The organism is Acinetobacter sp. LoGeW2-3 (assembly GCF_002688565.1).
Taxonomy (GTDB): Bacteria; Pseudomonadota; Gammaproteobacteria; order Pseudomonadales; family Moraxellaceae; genus Acinetobacter.
This window is the reverse complement of the sequence record NZ_CP024011.1, coordinates 1,045,190-1,069,238: the sequence shown is the minus strand read 5'-3', so window position 1 is coordinate 1,069,238 and position 24,049 is coordinate 1,045,190. Positions and strand designations below refer to the sequence as shown.

Here is a 24,049-nt window from a genome sequence, read left to right as displayed (position 1 = left end):
GAAATAATTTGTTCATACTCGTTGAAAGCAACACAGGTAACTGTGAAGTGATTAAATGAGTACTAGCGATTAAACTGAATCAAGCGTTTTGGTATATGAATCTAATTGAAGCTGTACAGTGATTAAGTTCATGAAACTCTAACTGTGGCGATTAAGTTCGCAACGCGAAGTACTACTTGTAGGTACGAGCGACTGTTTGGGGTTGTATAGTCAAGTAATTAAGTGCATGTGGTGGATGCCTTGGCAGTCAGAGGCGAAGAAAGACGTGATAGCCTGCGAAAAGCTCCGGGGAGGCGGCAAATATCCTGTGATCCGGAGATTTCTGAATGGGGAAACCCACTTACCATAAGGTAGGTATCATTAACTGAATACATAGGTTAATGAGGCGAACGAGGGGAAGTGAAACATCTCAGTACCCTTAGGAAAAGAAATCAATTGAGATTCCCTCAGTAGCGGCGAGCGAACGGGGAACAGCCCATTAAGTCATATCAGTTTTAGTGGAACGCTCTGGGAAGTGCGACCATAGTGGGTGATAGTCCTGTACACGAAAGGGCTGATATGATGATGTCGAGTAGGGCGAGGCACGTGAAACCTTGTCTGAATATGGGGGGACCATCCTCCAAGGCTAAATACTCCTGACTGACCGATAGTGAACCAGTACCGTGAGGGAAAGGCGAAAAGAACCCCTGTGAGGGGAGTGAAATAGATCCTGAAACCGCATGCATACAAGCAGTGGGAGCCACGTCAAGTGGTGACTGCGTACCTTTTGTATAATGGGTCAGCGACTTATATTCAGTAGCGAGGTTAACCGTATAGGGGAGCCGTAGGGAAACCGAGTCTTAATAGGGCGTTTAGTTGCTGGGTATAGACCCGAAACCGGGTGATCTATCCATGAGCAGGTTGAAGGTTAGGTAACACTGACTGGAGGACCGAACCCACTGTCGTTGAAAAGCCAGGGGATGACTTGTGGATAGGGGTGAAAGGCTAATCAAACTCGGTGATAGCTGGTTCTCCCCGAAAGCTATTTAGGTAGCGCCTCGGACGAATACCATTGGGGGTAGAGCACTGTTTCGGCTAGGGGGTCATCCCGACTTACCAAACCGATGCAAACTCCGAATACCAATGAGTACTATCCGGGAGACAGACTGCGGGTGCTAACGTCCGTAGTCAAGAGGAAAACAATCCAGACCGCCAGCTAAGGCCCCTAAATTATAGTTAAGTGGGAAACGATGTGGGAAGGCATAGACAGCTAGGAGGTTGGCTTAGAAGCAGCCACCCTTTAAAGAAAGCGTAATAGCTCACTAGTCGAGTCGGCCTGCGCGGAAGATGTAACGGGGCTAAAACTATATGCCGAAGCTGCGGATTTGCAATTTATTGCAAGTGGTAGGGGAGCGTTCTGTAAGCCGATGAAGGTGGATTGAGAAGTCTGCTGGAGGTATCAGAAGTGCGAATGCTGACGTGAGTAACGACAAAACGGGTGAAAAACCCGTTCGCTGAAAGACCAAGGGTTCCAGTCCAACGTTAATCGGGGCTGGGTGAGTCGACCCCTAAGGCGAGGCCGAGAGGCGTAGTCGATGGGAAATTGGTTAATATTCCAATACTTCTGTTTAATGCGATGAGAGGACGGAGAAGGTTAAGTCAGCCTGGCGTTGGTTGTCCAGGTGGAAGACTGTAGGCATGCATCTTAGGCAAATCCGGGGTGCTCTATGCTGAGAGTTGATAGCAAGCTGTACTTGTACAGTGAAGTGGCTGATACCATACTTCCAGGAAAAGTCTCTAAGCTTCAGTTAAACAGGAATCGTACCCGAAACCGACACAGGTGGTCAGGTCGAGTAGACCAAAGCGCTTGAGAGAACTCTGCTGAAGGAACTAGGCAAAATGGTACCGTAACTTCGGGAGAAGGTACGCTGCCGGCGGTGATAGGACTTGCTCCTTGAGCTGTTGGCAGCCTCAGAAACCAGGCCCCTGCAACTGTTTATTAAAAACATAGCACTCTGCAAACACGAAAGTGGACGTATAGGGTGTGATGCCTGCCCGGTGCTGGAAGGTTAATTGATGTGGTTAGCGCAAGCGAAGCTATTGATCGAAGCCCCAGTAAACGGCGGCCGTAACTATAACGGTCCTAAGGTAGCGAAATTCCTTGTCGGGTAAGTTCCGACCTGCACGAATGGCATAATGATGGGGGCGCTGTCTCCAGCAGAGGCTCAGTGAAATCGAATTCGCCGTGAAGATGCGGTGTACCCGCGGCTAGACGGAAAGACCCCGTGAACCTTTACTGCAGCTTGACATTGAACTTTGATCTTACTTGTGTAGGATAGGTGGGAGGCTTTGAAGTGGCGACGCTAGTTGCCATGGAGCCGTCCTTGAAATACCACCCTGGTAATATTGAGGTTCTAACTCTGTCCCGTTATCCGGGACGAGGACCATGTCTGGTGGGTAGTTTGACTGGGGCGGTCTCCTCCTAAAGAGTAACGGAGGAGTACGAAGGTGCGCTCAGCGTGGTCGGAAATCACGCGTAGAGTATAAAGGCAAAAGCGCGCTTAACTGCGAGACCCACAAGTCGAGCAGGTACGAAAGTAGGTCTTAGTGATCCGGTGGTTCTGTATGGAAGGGCCATCGCTCAACGGATAAAAGGTACTCTGGGGATAACAGGCTGATACCGCCCAAGAGTTCATATCGACGGCGGTGTTTGGCACCTCGATGTCGGCTCATCTCATCCTGGGGCTGAAGCAGGTCCCAAGGGTATGGCTGTTCGCCATTTAAAGAGGTACGCGAGCTGGGTTTAGAACGTCGTGAGACAGTTCGGTCCCTATCTACCGTGGGCGCTGGAAATTTGAGAGGATCTGCTCCTAGTACGAGAGGACCAGAGTGGACGAACCTCTGGTGTACCGGTTGTGACGCCAGTCGCATCGCCGGGTAGCTATGTTCGGAAGGGATAACCGCTGAAAGCATCTAAGCGGGAAGCCTACCTCAAGATAAGATTTCCCTTGGACTTTATGTCCACTAAAGAGCCGTTGAAGACTACGACGTTGATAGGTTGGATGTGGAAGTGCAGTGATGCATGAAGCTGACCAATACTAATTGCTCGTGAGGCTTGACTATACAACACCCAAGCAGTTGTATACGAACTTCGAAAGAAGTGAGCATCAATTGATTTCATATTGATCTAACGATCAGACAAAAACTTGATTTAGTGAACGCTAAAGCGCAAACTACGACAACTCAGATACATCTGTTAATGAATTCTATTTGAAGAAAGCTAGGCAAACGAAGCGCAAGCAACGTAGTTAAGACCATAGCGAGTAAGCATACCAGTTGTGCTGGCGACCATAGCAAGAGTGAACCACCTGATCCCTTCCCGAACTCAGAAGTGAAACCTCTTAGCGCTGATGGTAGTGTGGGGTTTCCCATGTGAGAGTAAGTCATCGCCAGCTCATTATTCCAAAAGCCCTCTGCTAGCCAGGGGGCTTTTTTTATGGCTGTTTTTTATCTTTATTCATCGCCTTTTTGCTGCCGATTAAACGCTGCTCAACAGTAAAATGTTATACTAATAATATAATGTTTCTTCTTTGTGTCGTATGCAGCAGATCCTGATTCAAGCCCTCCTGTTCATATGGCTCAGCCTGATCCATAGTCAGCTTTATGCGGTTACCGATCTTCATTTTACCCAGCAACAGAATGTGAATTTGGATGGAGAGTGGGATTTTTATCCGGGTCAGCTGATTGATCCTACATCTGTTAATAAAACGCTCTCTTCAAATAACAATAATGTAGAAAAAGTTCAATTACCAAATTCTTTTCTGACTTTAACAGGTCATAAAGACCATATTGGCACTTTCCAGAAAACCTTTCGCTTACCCGAATCTGCTCTTTCTCATGCCGTGTATATCTATGTGCCTTATCAGTATGGTGCTTATCGAATGTATGTCGATGATCACCTGTTGATTGAAGTGGGGAAGGTGGGGACATCCGACCAACACCAGACCATGATGGCCCCTAAACTGGCATCTTTTTTTCCGTCACAGCGCGAAGTGACGATTACCATTCAGGCTTCAAGTTTTCACCATATCCGTGGCGGGTTGGAAAACAGTATATTGATTGGTTTTAATCGTCCGATTCTGGATAAATTTTATGGTCAGGTCATTCCTTTAAGCGTTGTGAGTGGTGTCCTGCTCATGATTGGCAGTTTTATGGTGTTCTTCGCCATGTTCCGTAGTGTCCGCACGCAAGCGGGTAATCTGCTGCTATTTTTAGGCTTGTTTATCCTGTGTTTAAGTTTACGTAGCTTCTTTGCAGTACCGTTTATTTATACGCTATTTACGGATATTTCTTGGGTATGGGGAACACGTTTCGAATATCTGCTGACCGAACTGGCTTGTCTGTTCTTCCTGATCTATATCTATTTATTGCCTTATCGACTGCTAAATCCTTATCTACTAAAAATTACAGTAGCGATTATTTGTTTGAATGTAGCCGTTACGCTGTTTGCACAGCCTTATACTTTCCAGAGCTTCTTTTTTCAAAGCTTTAGTATTGCGATCCTGGTTTTTATCAATCTGCTTTATGCGGCGTATCGCATGCATAAATCGCATATGCGTTATTCGAAGGTCAATTCTATTGCCGTGTTGCTGGTCTGTCTGACCTTCCTGCATGATTATTTGTTGGCATTAAAAGTAATTGATTCGGTTGAAATTGGGTTTTATACCTCTTGTATCTATTTTATTTTAATTACTTTCCAGCTCAGTCGTGATTATGCGGTACAAAGCATCAATACTGAGGTGCTGAATCAGAAATTGATCCGTTGGAATAAGCAACTGGATCAGAAAGTACAGGAACGCACCCGCGATATTAGCCTGCTCAATCAAAAGCTGGCAGAGCAGGTGCGTCTGGATTCTCTCACCGGTGCCTATAACCGTTTTGCCCTGAATGAGCAGATCCAGCAACAGTATGAGCAGGCCTTAGAAAATCACAGTTCACTGGCCTTTTTTATGATCGATGTGGATTATTTTAAAAATTACAATGATTATTATGGTCACCTCAAAGGGGACTATATTTTAAAAACATTGGTTCAGACTATTCAGCAGATTTTGCCTGAAAATGGCTTCTTGGCACGTTATGGTGGTGAAGAATTTGCGGTTATCTTGCCAGAAATTTCCTGGCAGGAAGCTGAAGCATTTGCCCAGCAACTGTGTCAGGTGATTCGTCAACAAAATATTGAACATGCTAATCGTGCTGATGAGAAAACCTGGATTAGTATTAGTGTCGGTGCAGCAGTCATGGATGCAGAACATATCTATAGAAATGTCGATCGCTTACTGAAAACTGCCGATCAGCAGTTATATCAGGCAAAAGTGCAGCGAGATTCAGCCTGCATTAAATGATGGTTTTAGTACGATCATTGCTTAACTAAACTGGCTTTGGATGATTTCTGTTTACGATTTCTAACCTTTTTATGCTTTTAGCCAGCGTCAGGGATGCTAAATTGTGGGTTATCCATGTTAATAAGTACGCAGAATAACAATGAAACAGGTTCATCTCGCAGCAATATTGTGTTTAGGCTTTATCCCTTATAGCCTGACTGCCTGTCATGCACAGAATAATACTTCGCAGGAACAAAATAACAGTCCAGAGCCGGTAAAGCCCGCTTCTCAATCCGTAGCTTCATCCTCTTCTACACAGGTGCAGCAAGCCTATAAAGTGAATAATATCGCCCAGTTTAATGAACCGTGGGCGATAGCACCATTAAATGATGGTCGTCTGCTGGTTACCGAGCGTAAAGGCAGGTTGTATCTGTTTGATCCACAAACAAAGAAAAAGACTGAAGTTAAAGGTATTCCAAAAGTGGCCTATGGCGGTCAGGGAGGCCTGGGTGATGTCGCGCTGCATCCTGACTTCGCCAATAATCCATGGATTTACCTGAGTTACGCTGAGCAAGGTCAGGGTGGTTATGGTGCGGTAGTGGTTCGTAGCAAGCTAGATTTAAAGCAGAGCACACCGCAACTCACGCAAATTGAAAAAATCTGGACTCAAGTGCCGAAGTTTTCTTCAGGCCAAGGCCACTATGGACACCGGATCGTCTTTGGTTCAGATGGCAAGCTCTGGATCAGCTCAGGTGAGCGTCAACAGTTCGATCCTGCACAGGATATGAAATCTAATGCCGGTAAGATTATCCGCCTCAATGCTGATGGTTCGATTCCGCAGGATAATCCTTTTATGAATCAGGGTGAGATTGCCAAGCAAATCTGGAGTTTGGGTCACCGAAATCCATTGGGATTGGCTTTTGATCCACAAGGACAGCTCTGGGTGATTGAAATGGGGCCAAAAGGTGGTGATGAGCTGAATAAAGTCCTTAAGGGCAAGAATTATGGTTATCCGATTGTCTCGAATGGTGATCATTATGATGGCAAGCCGATTCCAGATCATAGCACCCGACCTGAATTTGAAGCTCCTGTATTGGATTGGACACCGGTGATCTCGCCATCCTCTTTAATGTTCTATACTGGCTCTGTATTCCCACAATGGCAGAATAAAGCCATTGCTACAGGGCTGTCTTCCAAGGCGATTATCATTGTAGATACAGCGCAGCAATCCGCGAAAGAAGTCCAAAGACTAGATATGAAAGCGCGTATTCGTGGCGTAGTGCAGGCTCAGGATGGTGGCATCTGGGTAATTGAAGATGGTCCTCAAGCCAGGCTATTAAAACTGACTGCTCAATAGTTCTATCTTTTAATTTAAAACTCCCTCATTAAAGTGGGGGAGTTTTTAAAAATATTCAGGTCATTCATTTTATTGAATTATGCAGCGTAGTGATCATCAGCATTAAAAGCATTGGCCTGAATTTGAATGAGCTTGCGATTGCCTTGTTCACCATTCATGCGCCAGTGGGCAATTTTAATATTATCGACAATCGCAAAATCGCCTTTTTGCCATTGGAGCAATAAAGCATCCTGATACATGGCATCAAAAAACTCCTGTTTTTCTTGATCATTCCATTCTATTTGTTTACCTGACACATCATAAATTTCCCAATTGAGCTGCATGCCGCCAGCCGTTGAATCGATATCGATCTCACCACGATTTTCAAAACATTTTTTAGCTGCTTGATGTGCAAAGGGATTGGTATTGTTTGCAAAAGCCCAGGGTTGAATCACCTGCTTTTGGCTTTGAGGATGAATGACGACAAGAGGAGAGCGTTGCAAAATCAGTTTACCTTTTTTGTTGGGTAATATTTCTAAGGTAAATGGGCTTTTTTTCAATAAAATTTTATCAATAAAATTTAATTTACGTGCTGATGTATAGGAAAAATGATTCCAGGCACCGAGGTATTTTTGTTTGATGGATTCAGGGAAATTTTCCCAAACTTTCTCAAGGTTATTAAAACCTGTTTCAGCCAAATAAGAAGAAGGTTCCTGACAATATAAAGTGATGTAGCGAGATCGCTCTGAACGCACGCCACCTTCGACATGCGGGCCTTGTACCGAGTTTTCGACTGGTCCCAACTGCACGGTATTACGATCGATATAACGACGGTAATCGCCTGCACCTAAAAGTTTTTCAGTGTACTTGCGCATCCATGAGGCTACCCAACCCGGTAGATTCGGATTAAATGCATTCCATGCTTCAAATTTTAAATGCTGTTCTACAATTTCATTAAACTGCTCCGGATTTTCAATATTAAAACCACGGAACAACAAAATGCCATGTTGATGAAGTTGCTGCATTAATTCATCACGATGGATAGAGATATATTGAGCCAGATCTTCTGCTTTGGCTAAAGGATCAAGCGATTGAAAAACTTTAGCATAATCATGTAAAAAAGATTGTTGGATGTGCATGTTGGCATACTCTTTTTATTATTGTGCTTATATCCCTAAGCATTGTTTTTTTATTGTTCAAACCTTGAACGATTTGTTGTGCCTATTTGTACTATATTTCACTGAACCGAGTGCTATCATTTTTAGTTTTTACGACGAATGAAAAGAAAAAGCCCTGACATCCTGTCAGGGCTTTTCCAGATTCATTTACAAGGTATAACTCCTGTCATACCGATCAGCTTCCTGCTGCATTTATTGTTTTTTATTCTTCAAGACATCCTGTCCTGTATGTCTTTACTATAAGCGGAAGTGTGGGTTCGGTATAGCCTCAATTCTCCGCAATGCTTGTGCGCCACAGCGTACAGGGGTGCTGAATTTTACAGCAGGGTATGTGAGTTTTTAAGCTTATAGAAGCCCTAAAAAGTAAAAGGCCTCGACATCCTGTCGAGGCCTTCTGGATTTGCTGTGAAGATCTAACTCCTGTCGGATCTGGCAACTTCCTGTTGTGATGCGCTTTTTCTTATTCTTGTATCGCGGGTGGACATCCTGTCCGGTTGTGACTCTAATATAGCGTGCATGTTTTTAAGCAAATAGCAGTGATCTCTGCTTCGCTTGTAAGCTAAAACGGACGTGGCTGTCGGCTGCAACTTATGCGCTGACATACTGGATCAGTTTATCCACCACGGCTCTCAGGGTTTTATTATCAAACTCATTGCCTTCAAAGGTGTAGTCCTTTGCACGACTAAAAATGTCACGAATTTCGATCACTGCATTGGTATCTACGAGGCCGAGCTGTGTACCGACCTGGCGGATCTGATCAATAGAACGCGAGCCATTGGTCGCACCATATCCGACATAAGCAGCCGGTTTCCCTTGCCATTCCTTGCCCAGATAATCCAGGGCATTTTTTAGGGCCGGGCTGTAGCCATGGTTGTATTCCGGACTAACAAAAATAATAGCATCTGCAAGTGCAATAAAATCGGCCCATTCCTGTTGTTTCGGCTGGTCATAAATACCGGTGAGTGGTGGATGTGAGCCAGCAAATATTGGCAGCTCCCATTCTTTCAGATCGACAATTTCAGCTTCAACGGTACTGAAGTGATAGGTTTTAATTTGTTTAAAGATCCAGTCAGCGACTTTAATCGCAACGCGTCCTTCGCGAACACTACCTACAATAATGTAAATCTTCATCTTATTATCCTGTTCTACTTCACTAAATTTAAATTAATCAGAATGAGCAGGGATGAATAGGCATGATTTGTATCTTAATATCTGGACCATAAAAAAAGCGCCCGAAGGCGCTTTTTGTCGTGAACTGATGCTTACATCAATTTCACACCTTGTTGACCGGCTGGGGTCACTTTAAAGATTTCGACTTCAAAAGTAATGTTTTTGCCAGCCAGCGGGTGATTAAAGTCCACTTCAGTGATGTCATCACCGACAGTTTTCACCACGCCATACAGGCTTTGTTTAGCTTTATCTTCAAACTCGATCATGTGACCTTCGATTGGGCGTTCGCCAAATTTCACCGTATCAAATTTTTGTACATTTTCAGGATTCCATGGACCGAAAGCATCTTCAGGAGGAAGACTGACGGTACGACGGTCACCTGCACGTAAACCAAACAGGGCTTTTTCAAAGCCTGGCAGCAAGCTGCCATCACCCATCACCAAACTAACGGGTTCAGCACGGCTACGGGTATTGTCAATTTCAACGCCATTTTCAATGGCTACTGAGAAATGAAGCTCGACTTTAGCGCCAGCTTCAATACGAGTTTCCTCGTTAGGATTAATAAAATCAGTCATTGTTCGCCTGTGCACGTTGAATTCGGTGTTTTTCCAGGAAAAACGTATCGATCAGCAGCAGAATGGTACCAAGGGTAATGGCACTATCTGCGAGGTTAAAGGCAGGGAAGTGGCTGTTCTGATAATAGACGTGAATAAAATCGACCACATAGCCGAGAGAAACACGGTCAATCAGATTGCCGATGGCGCCACCCAGAATCAGGGCAACGGCCAAAGGCAAGACTTTCATATTCTTTGGCATACGCATCAGCCAGAACACGAAAATCACAGACACCAGCGCTGCCAGCGAGGTAAAGAAATAACGTTGCCATCCACCGGCATCGGACAGAAAACTAAAGGCTGCGCCATAGTTATGCAGTAATGTCCAATTTAAAAAGGGCAGGACTGGCACTGGATCTGCATAATTCAGACTAGTAGTCGCAATCCATTTGGTCCATTGATCTAGAATAATGGAAACAATAGTCAGACCTAACCACCACAGATTGTGGGGATAGAACTGGAACAAGCCCTTTTTTTGTTGTGGATTAGGCATATTTTCTCTCTTCGCCTTGGCCTGTAGGAAGGTTAATGATACAGCGGCCACATAAACCTGGGTGCGATGCATGCGTGTTCACATCAGGAAGCACGTGCCAGCAACGTACGCATTTCTCGCCGTCTGCCGCAGAAACTTTCACATTCAGACCTTCAAGATCTGATGCTTCACCTTGAGCAGCATCAAAGCCATTTACGATTACTTGAGAGGTAATCAGAACGAAACGCAGTTCATCACCCAGTTTGTCCAGTACCGCTTTCAGCTCATCATTCGCCCAAAGTTCAACTTTGGCAGATAGATTCGAACCGACAGTTTTTGCTGTACGCGCCGCTTCAATAAACTTGTTCACAGCAGATTTCACTGAAATCAGGGTTTGCCATTCAGCTTCTGTCACTAAGTTCGCAGTAGATGCTACTGGAATGTCATACCATTCAGCCGTAAACACATATTTCTCTGATTGCTCAGGAATCAGTGGCCAAGCTTCTTGTGCCGTAAAACTCAAGATTGGTGCCATCCAACGGACAAAGGCTTGTACCAAGTGATACAACGTAGTTTGTGCAGAATGACGTGCTTGAGAATCCGCTTTGGTGGTGTACTGACGGTCTTTGATGATATCCAGGTAGAAACCACCGAGGTCATTAATACAGAAGTTAGTCAGTGCGCTGGTCACGATATGGAAGTTCATATCTTCATAGGCTTGCTGAACAGTTTTCTGAACCTCAGCTGCACGTTGCAAGATGTATTGATCCAATGCAATCAATTGATCCACTGGCAAGGCATCTGTAGACGGTTTGAAACCATTTAGGTTCGCTAACAGGAAGCGCAGGGTGTTACGGATACGACGATAACCATCAGACGCACGGCTAAAGATTTCTTTACCCGCTGTCATTTCATAACGGTAATCTGAAGATGCAATCCAGAAACGCAGACCATCCGCACCCATATCTTTAATGATGTCTTGTGGTGTAATCACGTTACCGATCGACTTAGACATCTTGCGGCCTTTTTCATCTACCACGAAGCCGTGAGTCAACAGACCTTTATATGGCGCACGTTCATTGATTGCCATAGAAGTCAGTAATGAAGACTGGAACCAGCCACGATGTTGATCCGAACCTTCTAAATAAAGGTCAGCCGGATCTTGTAACTCTTCACGTTCACGAAGTACTGCGTAATGGGTTGTACCAGAGTCAAACCATACGTCTAATGTATCGCGTACTGCATTGTATTGTTCAGCATCATCACCGATGAAGTCTTTGGCTTCACGGTTATACCAGCCATCAATACCTTCCTGTTCGATCAGTTTTGCCACTTCTTCGATCAGTTCAGGGGTACGTGGATGCAGCTCATTGGTATCTTTATGTACGAAGAATGGAATTGGCACACCCCAAGTACGTTGACGTGAAATACACCAGTCTGGACGACCTTCAATCATCGCCTGGATACGGTTTTTACCCCAATCTGGCACGAAGCTGATCTTATTTTCGATCGCATTCAATGCACCTTGACGTAAGCCTTTGGCATCCATGCTGATGAACCATTGTGGTGTCGCACGGAAGATAATTGGAGTTTTATGGCGCCAGCAGTGTGGGTAACTATGTTTGATTGGCTTATGTGCCCATAGCTTATTGGCTTCACCCAATGCCGCAATAATTTTTGGATTGGCTTTGTAGATGTGTTCGCCTGCAAACAGTGGAGACGTTGGTAAATACACACCGTTACCACCGACAGGATTGTCTACTTTCAGGTTGTACAGCAAGCCAACTTTATAGTCGTCCACACCGTGGCCAGGGGCAGTATGTACCGCACCAGTACCGCTGGTTGCAATCACGTGTTCGCCCAAGATTACAGGCACTTGGCGATCTGCAATTAAAGGATGCTGTAAAACCAGATTTTCAAGTTTGGCACCAGCAAAATCAGCAATCACTTCAACACTGTTAAAGCCATAACGTTCAGTTGCAGATTCAACCAGATCTTTAGCCAGGATGAAGTTTTGTTCCGCTTTTTCTTCGCCACGTGCTTTAACCAGTTGGTATTCAATTTCAGCGTGCAGGGCAACAGCCTGGTTCGCAGGAAGTGTCCAAGGTGTTGTGGTCCAGATCACGATATCTGTAGCATCAGTAACTTCAACACCAAGACGTGCAGACAGATCTGCAAGATCTACAACACTAAAGCCAACGTCGATGGCATCTGATTTTTTGTCTTCGTATTCAACTTCTGCTTCAGCCAGAGATGATCCACAGTCCAGACACCAGTTTACCGGTTTCAGACCTGGCTCGATGTGACCCGCTTTGGCAATCGCACCCAGTGAACGAACAATATCCGCTTCCTGTTTGAAGTTCATGGTCAGGTAAGGGTTATCCCAGTCACCGAACACACCCATACGCACGAAGTCTTTTTTCTGTAATTCAACTTGCGTATACGCATATTCACGGCAAGCTTTACGGAAAGTCGAAGCATCAACCTTCACGCCAACTTTACCGACTTTTTCTTCTACTTTTAGTTCGATTGGAAGACCGTGACAGTCCCAGCCCGGCACATACGGTGCATCAAAGCCATCCATAATGCGGCTTTTAATGATGATGTCTTTCAGGACTTTATTTACCGCATGGCCTAAGTGGATTTGACCGTTGGCATATGGAGGGCCGTCATGAAGCACATATTTTTTCTTGCCAATACGCGACGCACGAATCTGCTGATAAATGTTGTCGGCATACCACTCTTCTAACCATTTCGCTTCACGTACTGCCAGATTTGCCTTCATTGCAAAGTCAGTACCTGGGAGGTTTAGCGTGGCTTTGTAATCCACTGCATTTTCAGGAGTTTGCTTATCGCTCATGCAAGTTGTCTTCCAATTCAATCTGTCATTTGACAGACACGTTTTACAATAAAAATACGAGGTATTAAAAGGGAAATGTGGGGTGATTTCGACGAAACTCAAGGAGTTTTTCGACATCGTCATCAATTCCGGCTTTTAGGGCTTCAAGCGAAGGATAATTCTTTTCGCCATGCAAATAGTTTAAGAATGTCACCCGCATCAACAGGCCATACAGATTAGCAGAAACATCAGGGAAATGTACTTCTAATCGCCATTCTGGTTGTTCCTGTTGGATGGCCGGGCGGGTACCGACATGTCCGGCACCAAACAGACCGGTTGGGTCATAGCCAGCAATGCCTTTTTTGCTTGGATCGCCAGCGAGTGCTTTATCTTTTAATGATTCGGTTTCACAGACCACTTCCACACCGTAAATGCCATGCAGACACGGTTTATGACGGTTCAGGCGCACATTAATGGTTGGGAAATCAATGGTACGACCGATCTGATCGCCATATTGCACACGGCCTGTGATGCTATAAGGACGACCGAGTAATTTGGCCGCCAGCGCAAGATCGCCGGCCTGTAAAGTCTGACGGATACGGGTTGAACTGACACGTTCGCCGTCCAACGCTACGGTCTCTAAATTGGTGACCTGGAAGCCGTAGTTACGTAAGAATTCGCTATTGCCTTGGCGGTGTTTACCAAAGTGAAAATCATCACCCAGCACCAGATGCTCGGCATTGAGTTTGTCTTTGAGAATCTCGGCAAATTGTTCTGCGCTGAGGCTCCGGAAAGTTTCATCAAATTTCGCCACGGCAATATAGTCCACACCCAGTTCTGTCAGGTATTCCACCTTTTCTCGTAAGGAAGAAATACGGGGTGGGGCCTCATAACCTTTGAAGTATTCTAGTGGCTGCGGTTCAAAGATCATCACCACGCTTTTGAGCTGCTGCTGTTCTGCAACGGCTTTGAGCTGTTTGATCATGACCTGATGACCTAAATGCACGCCGTCAAAATTACCAATGGTAACCACCGTTTTGGGTAACTCTGTGCGAGACGATAAGGCATTTAGACGGAGCAGCTTCATGGGCGAATCAGGTGCTTGGAAATTCGAAGAGGCTATATATTGCCATAATCTTTAGGTTTCGTCTTGTTGTTGTGTTTTTATGCAATATCTTTTACTGGAAAATCTTAAGCCAGAAGCTTAATCAGCTGAATGAAATAAAAATTAATCAATAATTCTTCTTTCTTTTCTATTCCTCAAATCTGAGATATTTCTACTTTGCTGACAGTTTAAATACGACTTCTAGTCAGTAGGAGAGATCATTTTCTACAGAGCAGAAATCGATTTTTCATTTGCAGCGCTGACGTGTTTATCTTTTAATAATCTGGTTATTTTAAAATTAAAGTGAAAATCCGATGTCTGAACATGCACTGATCATGGCCTTACCGAATGAATCCAAAGGCTTATTTGAAGCAGAAGGCATTGATGTGCATTACAGCGGCATTGGTAAGGTGAATGCAGCCTTTAAGGCCTTTGACGTGATTCAGAAAACCGGTTGCAAGACGTTATTGAACCTGGGTACGGCAGGCAGTTCACATTTTGATGCGCATGCGCTGGTCGAAGTGAGTCAGTTCGTACAGCGAGATATGGATGTATCACCCCTCGGTTTTGAAGTCGGGGTAACACCCATGGATCAGCATTTCCCGGGAGCAATTGAGCTTGAGCCTTTCTTTGATCATTTGCCTAAGGGGATTTGCGGAACCGGGGATAGCTTCGAAACAGGACAACCGAAAGTGCCCTGCCAACTGGTCGACATGGAAGGCTATGCACTGGCCAAGGTATGCAAGAAACTCGGTGTACGCCTGATTTCTGTGAAATACATTACCGATGGTGCCAATGACACAGCGCATCTCGACTGGGAGGAAAACTTATTGTTAGGCGCTCAAAAACTGTTGTTTTTATATCAGATGTTAAAATAATAAGGTCAAAGACCGGTTTGGCGGCCATAATCACTATGGTCGTATGCCAAGCAAAACTTATGCGTTTTGTTCAGGGCGCGGTATTACGCCGTAAAGCATCATGTGCACCGTATGTTGAATTACACGCTGCTGCATGCTGCGGTTGCGCAGAGTTTTGCCGGTCACCATTTCCATCTGGGTGGCGAAGTCGGCATAGTTCTGTGTCACTGCCCAGATATTCAGGATCAGCAGTTCAGGGTCGATATCTTTAGAAATCTTGCCTTGTTCCTGCCAGTTACTGATGACTTTGGCTTTACGTTTTACCAATTTCTTCAGTGGACCTTTCAGAATCTCAAGAATATGTGGTGCACCTTGAATGACTTCCAATGCGAACAGACGAGAGGCTTTCGGTTGCGTGCGTGACACTTCAATTTTCTGCATCAGATAATTGGTGATCGCTTCTTCCGGTTCAAGCTCGGCTTCAAGCGTTTGCAATGGTGCAAGCCACTTTTGTAGAACCGTAGTTAACACCTCTACATAGAGAGCTTCTTTATTTTCATAGTAATAGAAAATATTGGATTTATGCATTTCTGCAATTTGTGCGATTTCGTCCAGACTTGCCCCACTAAAACCATATAGGGAAAAAACGTCTAGAGCGGCACTGAGCAGCTGGTTGCGCTTTTGAGTACTCTTTTTTTGTTCCATCAGCAATATAAAAACAATTAAAAAAGGGGAATATTGAATTGTACGGCAAATCATCAGATTTGTGCACAAAGTAGAAGTCTAATTTTTTGAATAATGATGATTTATTCTGTAGATCAACTATGTAATCTCTAGGAAACTAGCGAATCTCAGTATAAAAATCAAGCTTTTGAAAAGACTTAAATTATTTTGAAGTCTTTCATTATAGAGAAGTTAATTTGCTAAATGCCAAATTCATCACATTTTATATTTAAGCTTGATTGTCGTTTTAATCATGATGAAATTTCATGAAATATCCAACTATCAAAAATAAAAACCCGGATTCTAAATCCGGGTTTGATTTCTTTAGGTTGCCAATACAGCATTCAAGACTTGCTGCTCCAGTTCAGCAAACTGGACTCCTTTCTGACGGGGGCGTGGAAGATCCACACGGAACTCTTTGGCAATATGGCCTTTATCCAGCAGGATAATACGGTCTGCAAGTTGTACAGCTTCACTGACATCATGGGTCACTAAAATGGCAGTGAAGCCCTGTTCAGTCCATAACTTTTCAATCAGATTCTGCATGTCGAGACGGGTCAGGGCATCCAGCGCACCCAGTGGTTCATCTAACAGCAAGATACGTGGCTTATGGGATAGGGCACGTGCCAGAGCAGTACGCTGACGCTGACCGCCAGAGAGCTGCGATGGCCATAGTCCTGCTTTTTCCTTTAAGCCCACTTTTTCCAGCATGCTGGAGGCATTGGCATGTTGCTCTTTTGGCAAACCCAGTTGCACATTCTGTTCAATGCTACGCCATGGCAGTAGACGTGGATCCTGGAACATCACCCGGATATCATCTGCGGTAATGCCTTCACGGATATGACGCGCCGACTTGAATTTGATTTCGCCGTAGCTCTGTTGTTCCAGATCGGCAATCAGACGTAGTAGAGTACTTTTACCACAGCCACTGCGACCAACAATCGCTAGAAACTCACCCGGCTGAATATGCAGGTCCAGATCTTCGAGAACCTTAACCGAGCCATAGAACTTGTGCAGCTGTTCAATAATGATTTCGGCACCGATGACTGCATGGGGATCGATATCTGCCGCAGCATAGTCTTGTGGTGCAGTTTGGTCATTGGCGAGACGCCCTAAGCTGAGATCAGTCATCACATGCTCCTCAATATTATTCAGTTATTTTTGATAGCCAGCATGCCAGCGCAGCAGGAAACGTTCCAAAGCAACTGCCAGAACATCTGCCAGTTTGCCGAGTAGGGCATACAGTAAAATACCGACTAGGACTACATCTGTTTGCAGGAATTCACGCGCGTTCATGGTCATATAACCAATGCCAGACTGTGCAGAAATGGTTTCAGCCACAATCAGCAGTACCCATACCAGACCGAGTGAAAAACGTAAGCCCACCAGAATCGAAGGCATTGCACCTGGCAGAATGATTTCTTTATATAGCTGCCAGCGGGTCAGGCCATAGCTTTTACCCATTTCGATCAACTGTGGATCGACTGAACGAATACCGTGATAGGTATTGATATAGATCGGGAAGAACACACCAATCGCGACCAGAAACAGCTTGGCTGATTCATCGATACCGAACCATAAAATCACCAGTGGAATTAAGGCTAAAGCTGGGATATTACGGATCATTTGTAAAGTGGTATCGAGCAGGGTAGAGGCGGTTTTAGATGAACCATTTAATAAGCCCAAAAGCAGACCTAAACCACCGCCCACCAATAGACCACTAATGGCACGACCAGCACTGACTTGCACGTGGGTCCAGAGTTCGCCACTCATTAACAGGTTCCAGAATGCGACTACAACGGCACTCGGTGCTGGTAAAATGCGGCTTTCCAGCAGACCAGTACTTGACGCAATCTGCCAGATAAAAATTAATCCAATGGGAACTAACCAGGGCAGCAAACGCTGCCCGAGCTGTGTTCCACGTGAAACCTTCTTTTCTGCGAGGGTTTCAACAGAAACGACTTTTGACATTAAGCTGGCTCCTGAACACTCGCAGCCTTTTTGTTCTCATCTGGAGTGTAGTTATTTGCCACAATCTCACCGAATGGACCAGTCAGGTTTGGCTGAGTCAATTTTTTCTGGGTTTCAAGTGGTAGCAGAGGGAATACCAGTTCCGCAAAACGGATTGATTCTTCCAGGTGTGGGTAGCCAGAGAAGATGAAGGTATCGATACCTAGGTCAGCATATTCTTGAATACGTGCTGCAACAGTTTCTGGATCGCCCACTAGTGCTGTACCTGCGCCACCACGTACCAGACCTACACCTGCCCAAAGGTTCGGAGATACTTCTAACTTAGTACGGTCGCCATTATGCAGTTCAGCCATACGACGCTGACCGACAGAATCCATAGTCTTGAATTTTGCTTGAGCTGCTGCAATGGTTGCATCATCTACATATTGGATCAGCTCTTCTGCTGCTTTCCATGCTTCTTCATTGGTTTCACGAACAATGACGTGTAAGCGGATACCGTAAGTTAATTTACGGCCTTTCGCTGCAGCTTTGGCACGCACATTTTCAATTTTTTCTTTCACTGCGGCAGGTGGTTCACCCCAAGTCAGGTAAGTGTCAACCTGATCTGTTGCCAGTTCAATCGCAGCATCTGAAGAACCACCAAACCATAGTGGAGGATGGGGTTCTTGGATTGGTGGATAGAGTAATTTGGCATCATCTACACTTAAGCGTTCGCCGTGGAAAGTGAAACTTTCACCAGTGTGAGAGCGTTTCAGGATTTCACGCCAGATCGTCGTATATTCAGCAGCAGTCTTGTAGCGAGTTTCGTGATCTTCATACACACCATCGCCTTTCAGTTCCTGCTCATCACCACCAGTGACCAGGTTGAGTAATACACGTCCACCAGACAGACGGTCAAAAGTTGCTGCCATACGTGCAGTCAGGGCAGGAGTGGTTACGCCAGGACGTAGCGCAACCAGGAATTTTAATTTTTTAGTTGCGTCAATCAGGCTGGCTGCTGTTAACCATGGATCTTCACATGAACGGCCTGTTGGAATCAGGACACCTTCATAGCCCAGGTTATCGACCGCAACAGCAATCTGCTTCATGTAGGCATGATCCACCTGGCGTGCGCCTTTGCTGGTACCTAGGTAGCGGCTGTCGCCATGTGTTGGGATAAACCAGAAAATTTTCATGTCTTTGATCCTTAGATTATTTGCCTGCCCAAACGGCTTGCTGAATATTGATAGATTTCGGAATGATCTTGAGTTCACTGAAACGGTTTGCGAGTTCTTGCTGATCGGCAATCACTTTCTTGGTGAGCGGTGCCGCACCAGATGGATTAGGTCGACGCTGGATAAAGGTCTGGCTGACCACTGGTTTTAGACCGGTACTTTGCGCAAAAATGCTTGCAGTTTCAGCCTTGTGGCTTTGTACCCATTTATCCGCAACATTAACCTGCTTGATAATGCCTTTTAATGCTTGTGGATGATTTTTGATTAAATTTTCTGAAGCTAGATAGAAGGTGTAATTTGGACTTAAGCCTTTACCCGAAGATAAAACTCTTGCTTTATCTTCTACTTGTGCTGCTGCATAGTACGGATCCCAAATTGCCCAAGCATCAATCGCACCTTTCTGGAAAGCTGCACGTGCATCAGCAGGGCTTAACCAGATTGGCTGGATGTCAGTCCATTGCAAACCTGCCTTGCGTACTGCCTGCACCAGTAAATAATGTGAGCTCGAACCGCGGTGTACGCCGACACGTTTACCTTTGAGCTGGCTCAGCTTGGTAATTTTGGAATTGTTTTGTACCAGAATGGCAGAAGCTAAAGGTTTTGCAGTTTCATAAGCAAAATAATGCAATGGTTTATTGCCTGCTTGAGCGTAGACAGGTGGGGTATCTCCAGTTGCACCAATATCAATAGAACCTACAGCCAATGCTTCTAAAATTTGTGGACCACCAGGAAATTCATTCCAGCTGATTTTTGCGTTTGGAAATTCCTTTTCAAAAAGCTTTTGCTGCTGTGCAATGACCAGGTTCACAGATGCTTTTTGATAGCCTACACGAAGCTGTTTCACTGACGGATCAACTGCCCAAGCGGCACTTGAACCCAACATCGCACAAGCAACTAATGCGGCATTCATGCCATGACTGGATGTCTTGAACCATGTGATTGCTTTGTTGTATAGCTGATGTTGAGTCATCATTAAATCCCCTAAATTGTCCTATGATTTACTTCGTTAAAACTGCTGATTGAATATTAAGTTTTGCTGGAATCAGTTGCTGGCCATAGAAGGCATCAGCCACCTGTTGTTGTTTTTGAATCACGTCTGTAGATAATGGTTTTACCCCAAAGCCCATACGTGAAATTGAAGTTTTCAATACGTCAAATGCCAGACCTGTTGGTTTTTCTAGGAGTTTCGCTGCTTCATCCTGATGGCTAGATACCCATTCAGTGGTCAGGTTCAACTCATTCACTACGGCTTCAATAATCTGTGGATTTGCTTCAGCAAACTTACGATCTGCCAGGTAGAACTGGTGGTTACTCACTACGTTGTCACCGGTTGCAATCACACGTGCACCAATCTGATGTTCTGCTGCTGCGAAGAACGGATCCCAGATGACCCAGGCATCAACTGCACCACGTTCAAAGGCTGCACGGGCATCAGAAGGTGGCAGATACACCACTTCGATATCGCTGAGTTTCAGATTATTGGCTTCAAGAACTTTTAAGAGTAAGTAATGAACGTTTGAGCCTTTATTTAGTGCCACACGTTTGCCTTTCAGGTCTTGTACGGACTGAATGTTTGAATCTTTTTGTACGATTAAGGCTTCTGCTTTTGGTGCTTCAGGCTGGTTTGCCACGTAAACCAGATTTGAGTTGGCTGCCTGAGCAAAGATTGGTGGTGCTTCACCCGCTTCACCAAAAGACACACTGCCGACATTCAGACCTTCAAGTAACTGTGGACCGGCTGGGAATTCAACCCATTTCACATTTACGCCTTGTTCTTTTAATGAAGTTTCCAAAGTGCCGCGTTCTTTCAAGATAGGAAGTACACCATATTTCTGGAAGCCGATATTCAGCGTTACGCTTTCTTCTTTTTTAGAGCAGCCAGTGAGCAACATCACGCCAGCAATAGCAGTACTTAAAGCTGCTGTTTTTGCGATGAATTTAATCGTAGATTGGCGCATGAATATAAACTCCTGACAAAAAGCCAATTAGATGGAATAGATAAGTTAGGCATACGCTAATGGTTTTTTCTTTTCAAAAAAAATAACAATTCGGGAATTTCTAATGAGAAAAAAAGATAAATAAAAAAGCGCAAAACTTATGCGGAAAAGTGATTTAGGGATTTCATAAAGTGTGATTTTTATTGAATTTAAGTATTTGAAATTTATAATTAATTTTATTAATGAAATATAAAGATATCGATATGAGAATCTCTGCAAACAGTCTTAAGATAAATGCTTGAGAAATTTAAATATCTTTAGCAAAAAATAAGATATATAGATAAATAAAAAGTCACATTAAAGTGACTTCTTACAAACTAAGGAATTACGCTGGTAGTTATATAGCGCCTGACGGGCATCTGGCAGATCCTCGACCGAGGACTGTTCAAAGCCCTGTTCCAGGAACCAGTGCGCAGTACGGGTGGTCAGAATAAACAGTTGCTGAATCCCCATGCTGCGCGCTTTATCTTCCAGATAATTCAGAATCTGGCTGCCACGATTGGACTTACGGTAACTTGGATGCACCGCTACACAGGCGATTTCGGCAGAACAGGGTTCATTGCCGGCAGTTGGAATAGGGTACAGCGCTGCACAGGCCAGAATCATCCCGTCACGCTCAATCACCGCAAACTGTCCAATTTCATTTTCCAAACGTTCGCGTGAACGGTATACTAGAATGCCTTCTTCTTCCAAAGGGCGCAGCAGGTTGATCAGGCCGCCGACATCCTGAATAGTCGCCATACGTACATCTTCATAATGTGCATCAGTAATCAGGGTGCCGGAACCATCTCGGGTGAAGAGTTCTTCCAGCAATGCGCCGTCGTGGGCATAAGAAATCAGATGCACACGATTCACCCCGTTCATTGAGGCTTCCTGTGCAGCACGCAGCTGCAAGGTGAGTTCGGATGGAACATCTTGAGCATCCTGCATCATGTAAGCATCCAGCTGGCTCGGCTGCACTTCACGCTGCAATTGCCCATCGGCATTGAGCAGACCATGCTGTTTACCCAGGAAAATCAGCTTATCTGCCTTGATGTGAATCGCAGTTTTGGTCGCGACTTCCTCGGCCAGTAGATTAAAGACTTCACCCGTGGTGGAGTAACCGGTTGATCCAAGCACCACAATATTGTGGCTGTCGAGATGACGCTGAATCGCATCCGTATCCACAGCACGAACTTCACCGGTTAACTGGAAATCAATCCCGTCACGAATTCCGTAAGGTTTGGCAGTCACAAAATTACCAGAGACTACATCAATACGGGCGCCATACATCGGTGAATTCGCCAGCCCCATAGAAAGTAGTGCTTCAATTTGCAGGCGGATTGAACCAACGGCATTCATGACACAGCTTAACGATTCACGGGTGGTAATGCGGCGCTGACGATGAAAAGGCGTAGTGATCTGACTGGCTGCCAGATTCTGGTTAATCTGCGGACGTGCACCATGGACTAGAATCAGATGAATCCCCAGAGAATGCAGCAGGGCAATATCGTGAATAATATGCTGGAAGTTGTCATGCAGCACCGCCTCGCCATCAAACATGATCACGAAGGTTTTGTTACGGTGCGCATTGATATAGGGCGCAGAATGGCGAAACCAATGCACATATTGCAAAGTTGTGCTTAGAGACGGTTCTGCTGAATTCATGCGCTGACCTATATTAAAAAATAATACTTAATTGAATTTGATTCTAAAAAAAGCCAGAAGGGAAGTACAGCAATAAAAAAACACCTGAAGCGCGGGCTTCAGGTGTAATGGAGAAAAGATTAAGAAGAAGGACTTAGTTGATGATACGAACAATCTTGTCGTTACGGTCATTTACCAGTACGTAGTCACCATTGATTTTGTACCACTGCTGGTTTTTGTTCGCTTTTGGCAGACGACGTTCTTCATAGCTGCTCACTTCAAAGCGACGATTATCGTATTGGTTTGGCAGTTTTTGACCTACACGCCAGTCACGACTTGGATTCACGACACGGTTGTTATAGCGACGGTCATCCCATTTTTTCGCATCTTTATGATCCCAATGCGCTGCCGGTTTATGCGGTGCATAACGTGGATCATGTTGTGGTGCCGCCATTGCAGAAGTTGCAACTAAAGCACTCAAGGATAAAGCGATTGTTGTTAACACTTTTTTCATGGCATTCACCTGAATTCATCATTCTCGTTTCGATGAGACTAAATTAGCGAATCAGTAGAGAGAAACCGTGAGGGCAATTTAGGCGAATTGTTAAATTTATGAAGAAAAAAAGAAGAATAAGAGTGGATTACAGGCTTTTTAGCTAACAACAAAAAATGAGCACTGAGCCAAAATAAAAAAGACCCAAACAAGTTGGGTCTATAAAGATGTTAAAGTTTAGTGTCCAAGGCTACGAATAATGCTGTTGCTATCCGAATCGACAAGGATGTATTCATTGTTGACCTTATACCACTGCTGTTTGCGGTCAGGTTTTGGCAATTTGTGGTCTTTATATTCGACTTTATAACCATTACCGCGATAGTGCTGTGGCATGACATAGCCAGGTTGCCATCTCATTTGCTGTAAACGCTTTACACCGCGTTCTTCACGCACGCGACGATGGTCTTCATGGTCGCCACGATCACGAGCTTTTTTACCTTGACCCTGGCCATGACGCTGATCCATATGACGTTCATCATCAAAATGCGGCGCAGCATTGGCAACAGTCGTCAGCATTAAGGTACTGATAGACATTGTCAAAGCAACTAAAAGCTTTTTCATGGTGAACCCTCAATCAATTGTTCATTTTCTACAGGTCTAATTTACGCAAAAATTGCAGAGAAACTGTGAAGATCAGGCATGTATTCTTTAAAGAATGCAGAGAGATTATGATTATGCCATGATTTCAGTAGCTTTTGAGCGCTTCATACAGGCTAAGCGCTTGAGAACCTGCGGAATACTATCCTGAGGGCATTGTCTTTTGGGGTCAAGTAAAACCCGGTAAATGAGAACGATTAATCTGCTAGATCCAGGTCAAATCGCATATCAATATAGGCAGCTTTGAACTAGTTCCATTGTTCGGTTAAACCCTGTAAAGATTGGATCGCTTCAGCTACACATTCAGCTTCAGTGGCATCATCTAGCGCCTGGATCAAGGTATCTGATAATTGTAGGCTTTCAATATGGCGAATGGTCTCAATCTTACGTTTTTGGTCAGCCATGCAGTGCTCTCCTTTATTCGGTCATCATCTGTT

The 24,049-nt window shown here is 44.7% G+C and carries 19 protein-coding genes and 2 rRNA genes; 5 read left to right on the top strand and 16 right to left on the bottom strand.

Annotated elements, in window-relative coordinates; genetic code table 11:
* Positions 1 to 208 precede the first annotated feature (208 nt).
* The 4 genes from BS636_RS05130 to BS636_RS05115 all read left to right on the top strand — a co-directional run bounded on the left by BS636_RS05130 (position 209) and on the right by BS636_RS05115 (position 6,717).
* Positions 209 to 3,102: ribosomal RNA gene (locus tag BS636_RS05130) — 23S ribosomal RNA — on the top strand.
* 217 nt (positions 3,103 to 3,319) lie between these two features.
* Positions 3,320 to 3,434, top strand: a 5S ribosomal RNA gene (gene rrf, locus BS636_RS05125).
* A gap of 144 nt (positions 3,435 to 3,578) precedes the next feature.
* The gene (locus BS636_RS05120; protein WP_099337816.1) at positions 3,579 to 5,381 is read left to right on the top strand and encodes a GGDEF domain-containing protein; all 1,803 of its coding nucleotides are present in this window, start codon (positions 3,579 to 3,581) and stop codon (positions 5,379 to 5,381) included.
* A gap of 139 nt (positions 5,382 to 5,520) precedes the next feature.
* On the top strand, positions 5,521 to 6,717 hold the full coding sequence (locus BS636_RS05115; RefSeq protein WP_099337815.1) for a PQQ-dependent sugar dehydrogenase: 1,197 nt from the start codon (positions 5,521 to 5,523) through the stop codon (positions 6,715 to 6,717).
* 77 nt (positions 6,718 to 6,794) lie between these two features.
* Here the strand turns inward: BS636_RS05115 and BS636_RS05110 are convergent, their stop codons facing one another.
* The 6 genes from BS636_RS05110 to ribF all read right to left on the bottom strand — a co-directional run bounded on the left by BS636_RS05110 (position 6,795) and on the right by ribF (position 14,056).
* Entirely contained in the window at positions 6,795 to 7,835 is a 1,041-nt protein-coding gene (locus BS636_RS05110) for a TauD/TfdA family dioxygenase (protein ID WP_099337814.1), read from the bottom strand.
* 627 nt (positions 7,836 to 8,462) lie between these two features.
* Positions 8,463 to 9,005, bottom strand: coding sequence for an NADPH-dependent FMN reductase (locus tag BS636_RS05105; protein WP_099337813.1), 543 nt, complete (start codon positions 9,003 to 9,005; stop codon positions 8,463 to 8,465).
* Positions 9,006 to 9,136: 131 nt separating this feature from the next.
* Positions 9,137 to 9,619, bottom strand: coding sequence for an FKBP-type peptidyl-prolyl cis-trans isomerase (locus BS636_RS05100; protein WP_099337812.1), 483 nt, complete (start codon positions 9,617 to 9,619; stop codon positions 9,137 to 9,139).
* A complete protein-coding gene (lspA, locus tag BS636_RS05095) occupies positions 9,612 to 10,151 on the bottom strand; it encodes a signal peptidase II (protein ID WP_099337811.1) in 540 nt (179 codons plus the stop codon). The genes BS636_RS05100 and lspA overlap by 8 nt, the downstream gene beginning before the upstream one ends.
* Positions 10,144 to 12,990 (bottom strand): isoleucine--tRNA ligase, encoded by a 2,847-nt coding sequence (gene ileS, locus BS636_RS05090; RefSeq protein ID WP_099337810.1) that lies wholly within the window; start codon positions 12,988 to 12,990, stop codon positions 10,144 to 10,146. The genes lspA and ileS overlap by 8 nt, the downstream gene beginning before the upstream one ends.
* Positions 12,991 to 13,054: 64 nt before the next feature.
* Positions 13,055 to 14,056, bottom strand: a complete 1,002-nt coding sequence (gene ribF / locus BS636_RS05085) for a bifunctional riboflavin kinase/FAD synthetase (RefSeq protein ID WP_099337809.1) — start codon at positions 14,054 to 14,056, stop codon at positions 13,055 to 13,057.
* A gap of 332 nt (positions 14,057 to 14,388) precedes the next feature.
* Between ribF and BS636_RS05080 the strand changes: the two genes are divergently transcribed.
* Positions 14,389 to 14,952 (top strand): 5'-nucleosidase, encoded by a 564-nt coding sequence (locus tag BS636_RS05080; RefSeq protein ID WP_099337808.1) that lies wholly within the window; start codon positions 14,389 to 14,391, stop codon positions 14,950 to 14,952.
* Between the two features lie 57 nt (positions 14,953 to 15,009).
* Here the strand turns inward: BS636_RS05080 and BS636_RS05075 are convergent, their stop codons facing one another.
* From BS636_RS05075 to BS636_RS16270, 10 genes are all read right to left on the bottom strand, one after another.
* On the bottom strand, positions 15,010 to 15,645 hold the full coding sequence (locus tag BS636_RS05075; RefSeq protein WP_171266060.1) for a TetR family transcriptional regulator C-terminal domain-containing protein: 636 nt from the start codon (positions 15,643 to 15,645) through the stop codon (positions 15,010 to 15,012).
* Between the two features lie 333 nt (positions 15,646 to 15,978).
* Complete coding sequence (locus BS636_RS05070; RefSeq protein WP_099337807.1) at positions 15,979 to 16,785, bottom strand: ABC transporter ATP-binding protein; 807 nt, start codon at positions 16,783 to 16,785, stop codon at positions 15,979 to 15,981.
* A 24-nt stretch (positions 16,786 to 16,809) separates the two neighbouring features.
* Positions 16,810 to 17,625, bottom strand: coding sequence for an aliphatic sulfonate ABC transporter permease SsuC (gene ssuC, locus BS636_RS05065; RefSeq protein WP_099337806.1), 816 nt, complete (start codon positions 17,623 to 17,625; stop codon positions 16,810 to 16,812).
* Complete coding sequence (ssuD, locus tag BS636_RS05060) at positions 17,625 to 18,800, bottom strand: FMNH2-dependent alkanesulfonate monooxygenase (protein WP_099337805.1); 1,176 nt, start codon at positions 18,798 to 18,800, stop codon at positions 17,625 to 17,627. Before ssuD ends, ssuC begins: the two co-directional genes overlap by 1 nt.
* Before the next feature lie 16 nt (positions 18,801 to 18,816).
* The gene (locus tag BS636_RS05055) at positions 18,817 to 19,809 is read right to left on the bottom strand and encodes a sulfonate ABC transporter substrate-binding protein (protein ID WP_099339602.1); all 993 of its coding nucleotides are present in this window, start codon (positions 19,807 to 19,809) and stop codon (positions 18,817 to 18,819) included.
* Positions 19,810 to 19,837: 28 nt separating this feature from the next.
* A complete protein-coding gene (locus BS636_RS05050) occupies positions 19,838 to 20,797 on the bottom strand; it encodes a sulfonate ABC transporter substrate-binding protein (protein WP_099337804.1) in 960 nt (319 codons plus the stop codon).
* Between the two features lie 336 nt (positions 20,798 to 21,133).
* Positions 21,134 to 22,483, bottom strand: coding sequence for an amino-acid N-acetyltransferase (argA, locus tag BS636_RS05045; protein WP_099337803.1), 1,350 nt, complete (start codon positions 22,481 to 22,483; stop codon positions 21,134 to 21,136).
* Positions 22,484 to 22,616: 133 nt separating this feature from the next.
* A complete protein-coding gene (locus BS636_RS05040) occupies positions 22,617 to 22,976 on the bottom strand; it encodes an RcnB family protein (protein WP_099337802.1) in 360 nt (119 codons plus the stop codon).
* 216 nt (positions 22,977 to 23,192) lie between these two features.
* Positions 23,193 to 23,576, bottom strand: a complete 384-nt coding sequence (locus BS636_RS05035; protein ID WP_099337801.1) for an RcnB family protein — start codon at positions 23,574 to 23,576, stop codon at positions 23,193 to 23,195.
* Positions 23,577 to 23,860: 284 nt separating this feature from the next.
* Positions 23,861 to 24,016, bottom strand: a complete 156-nt coding sequence (locus BS636_RS16270; protein ID WP_171265988.1) for a hypothetical protein — start codon at positions 24,014 to 24,016, stop codon at positions 23,861 to 23,863.
* Positions 24,017 to 24,049: the final 33 nt, after the last annotated feature.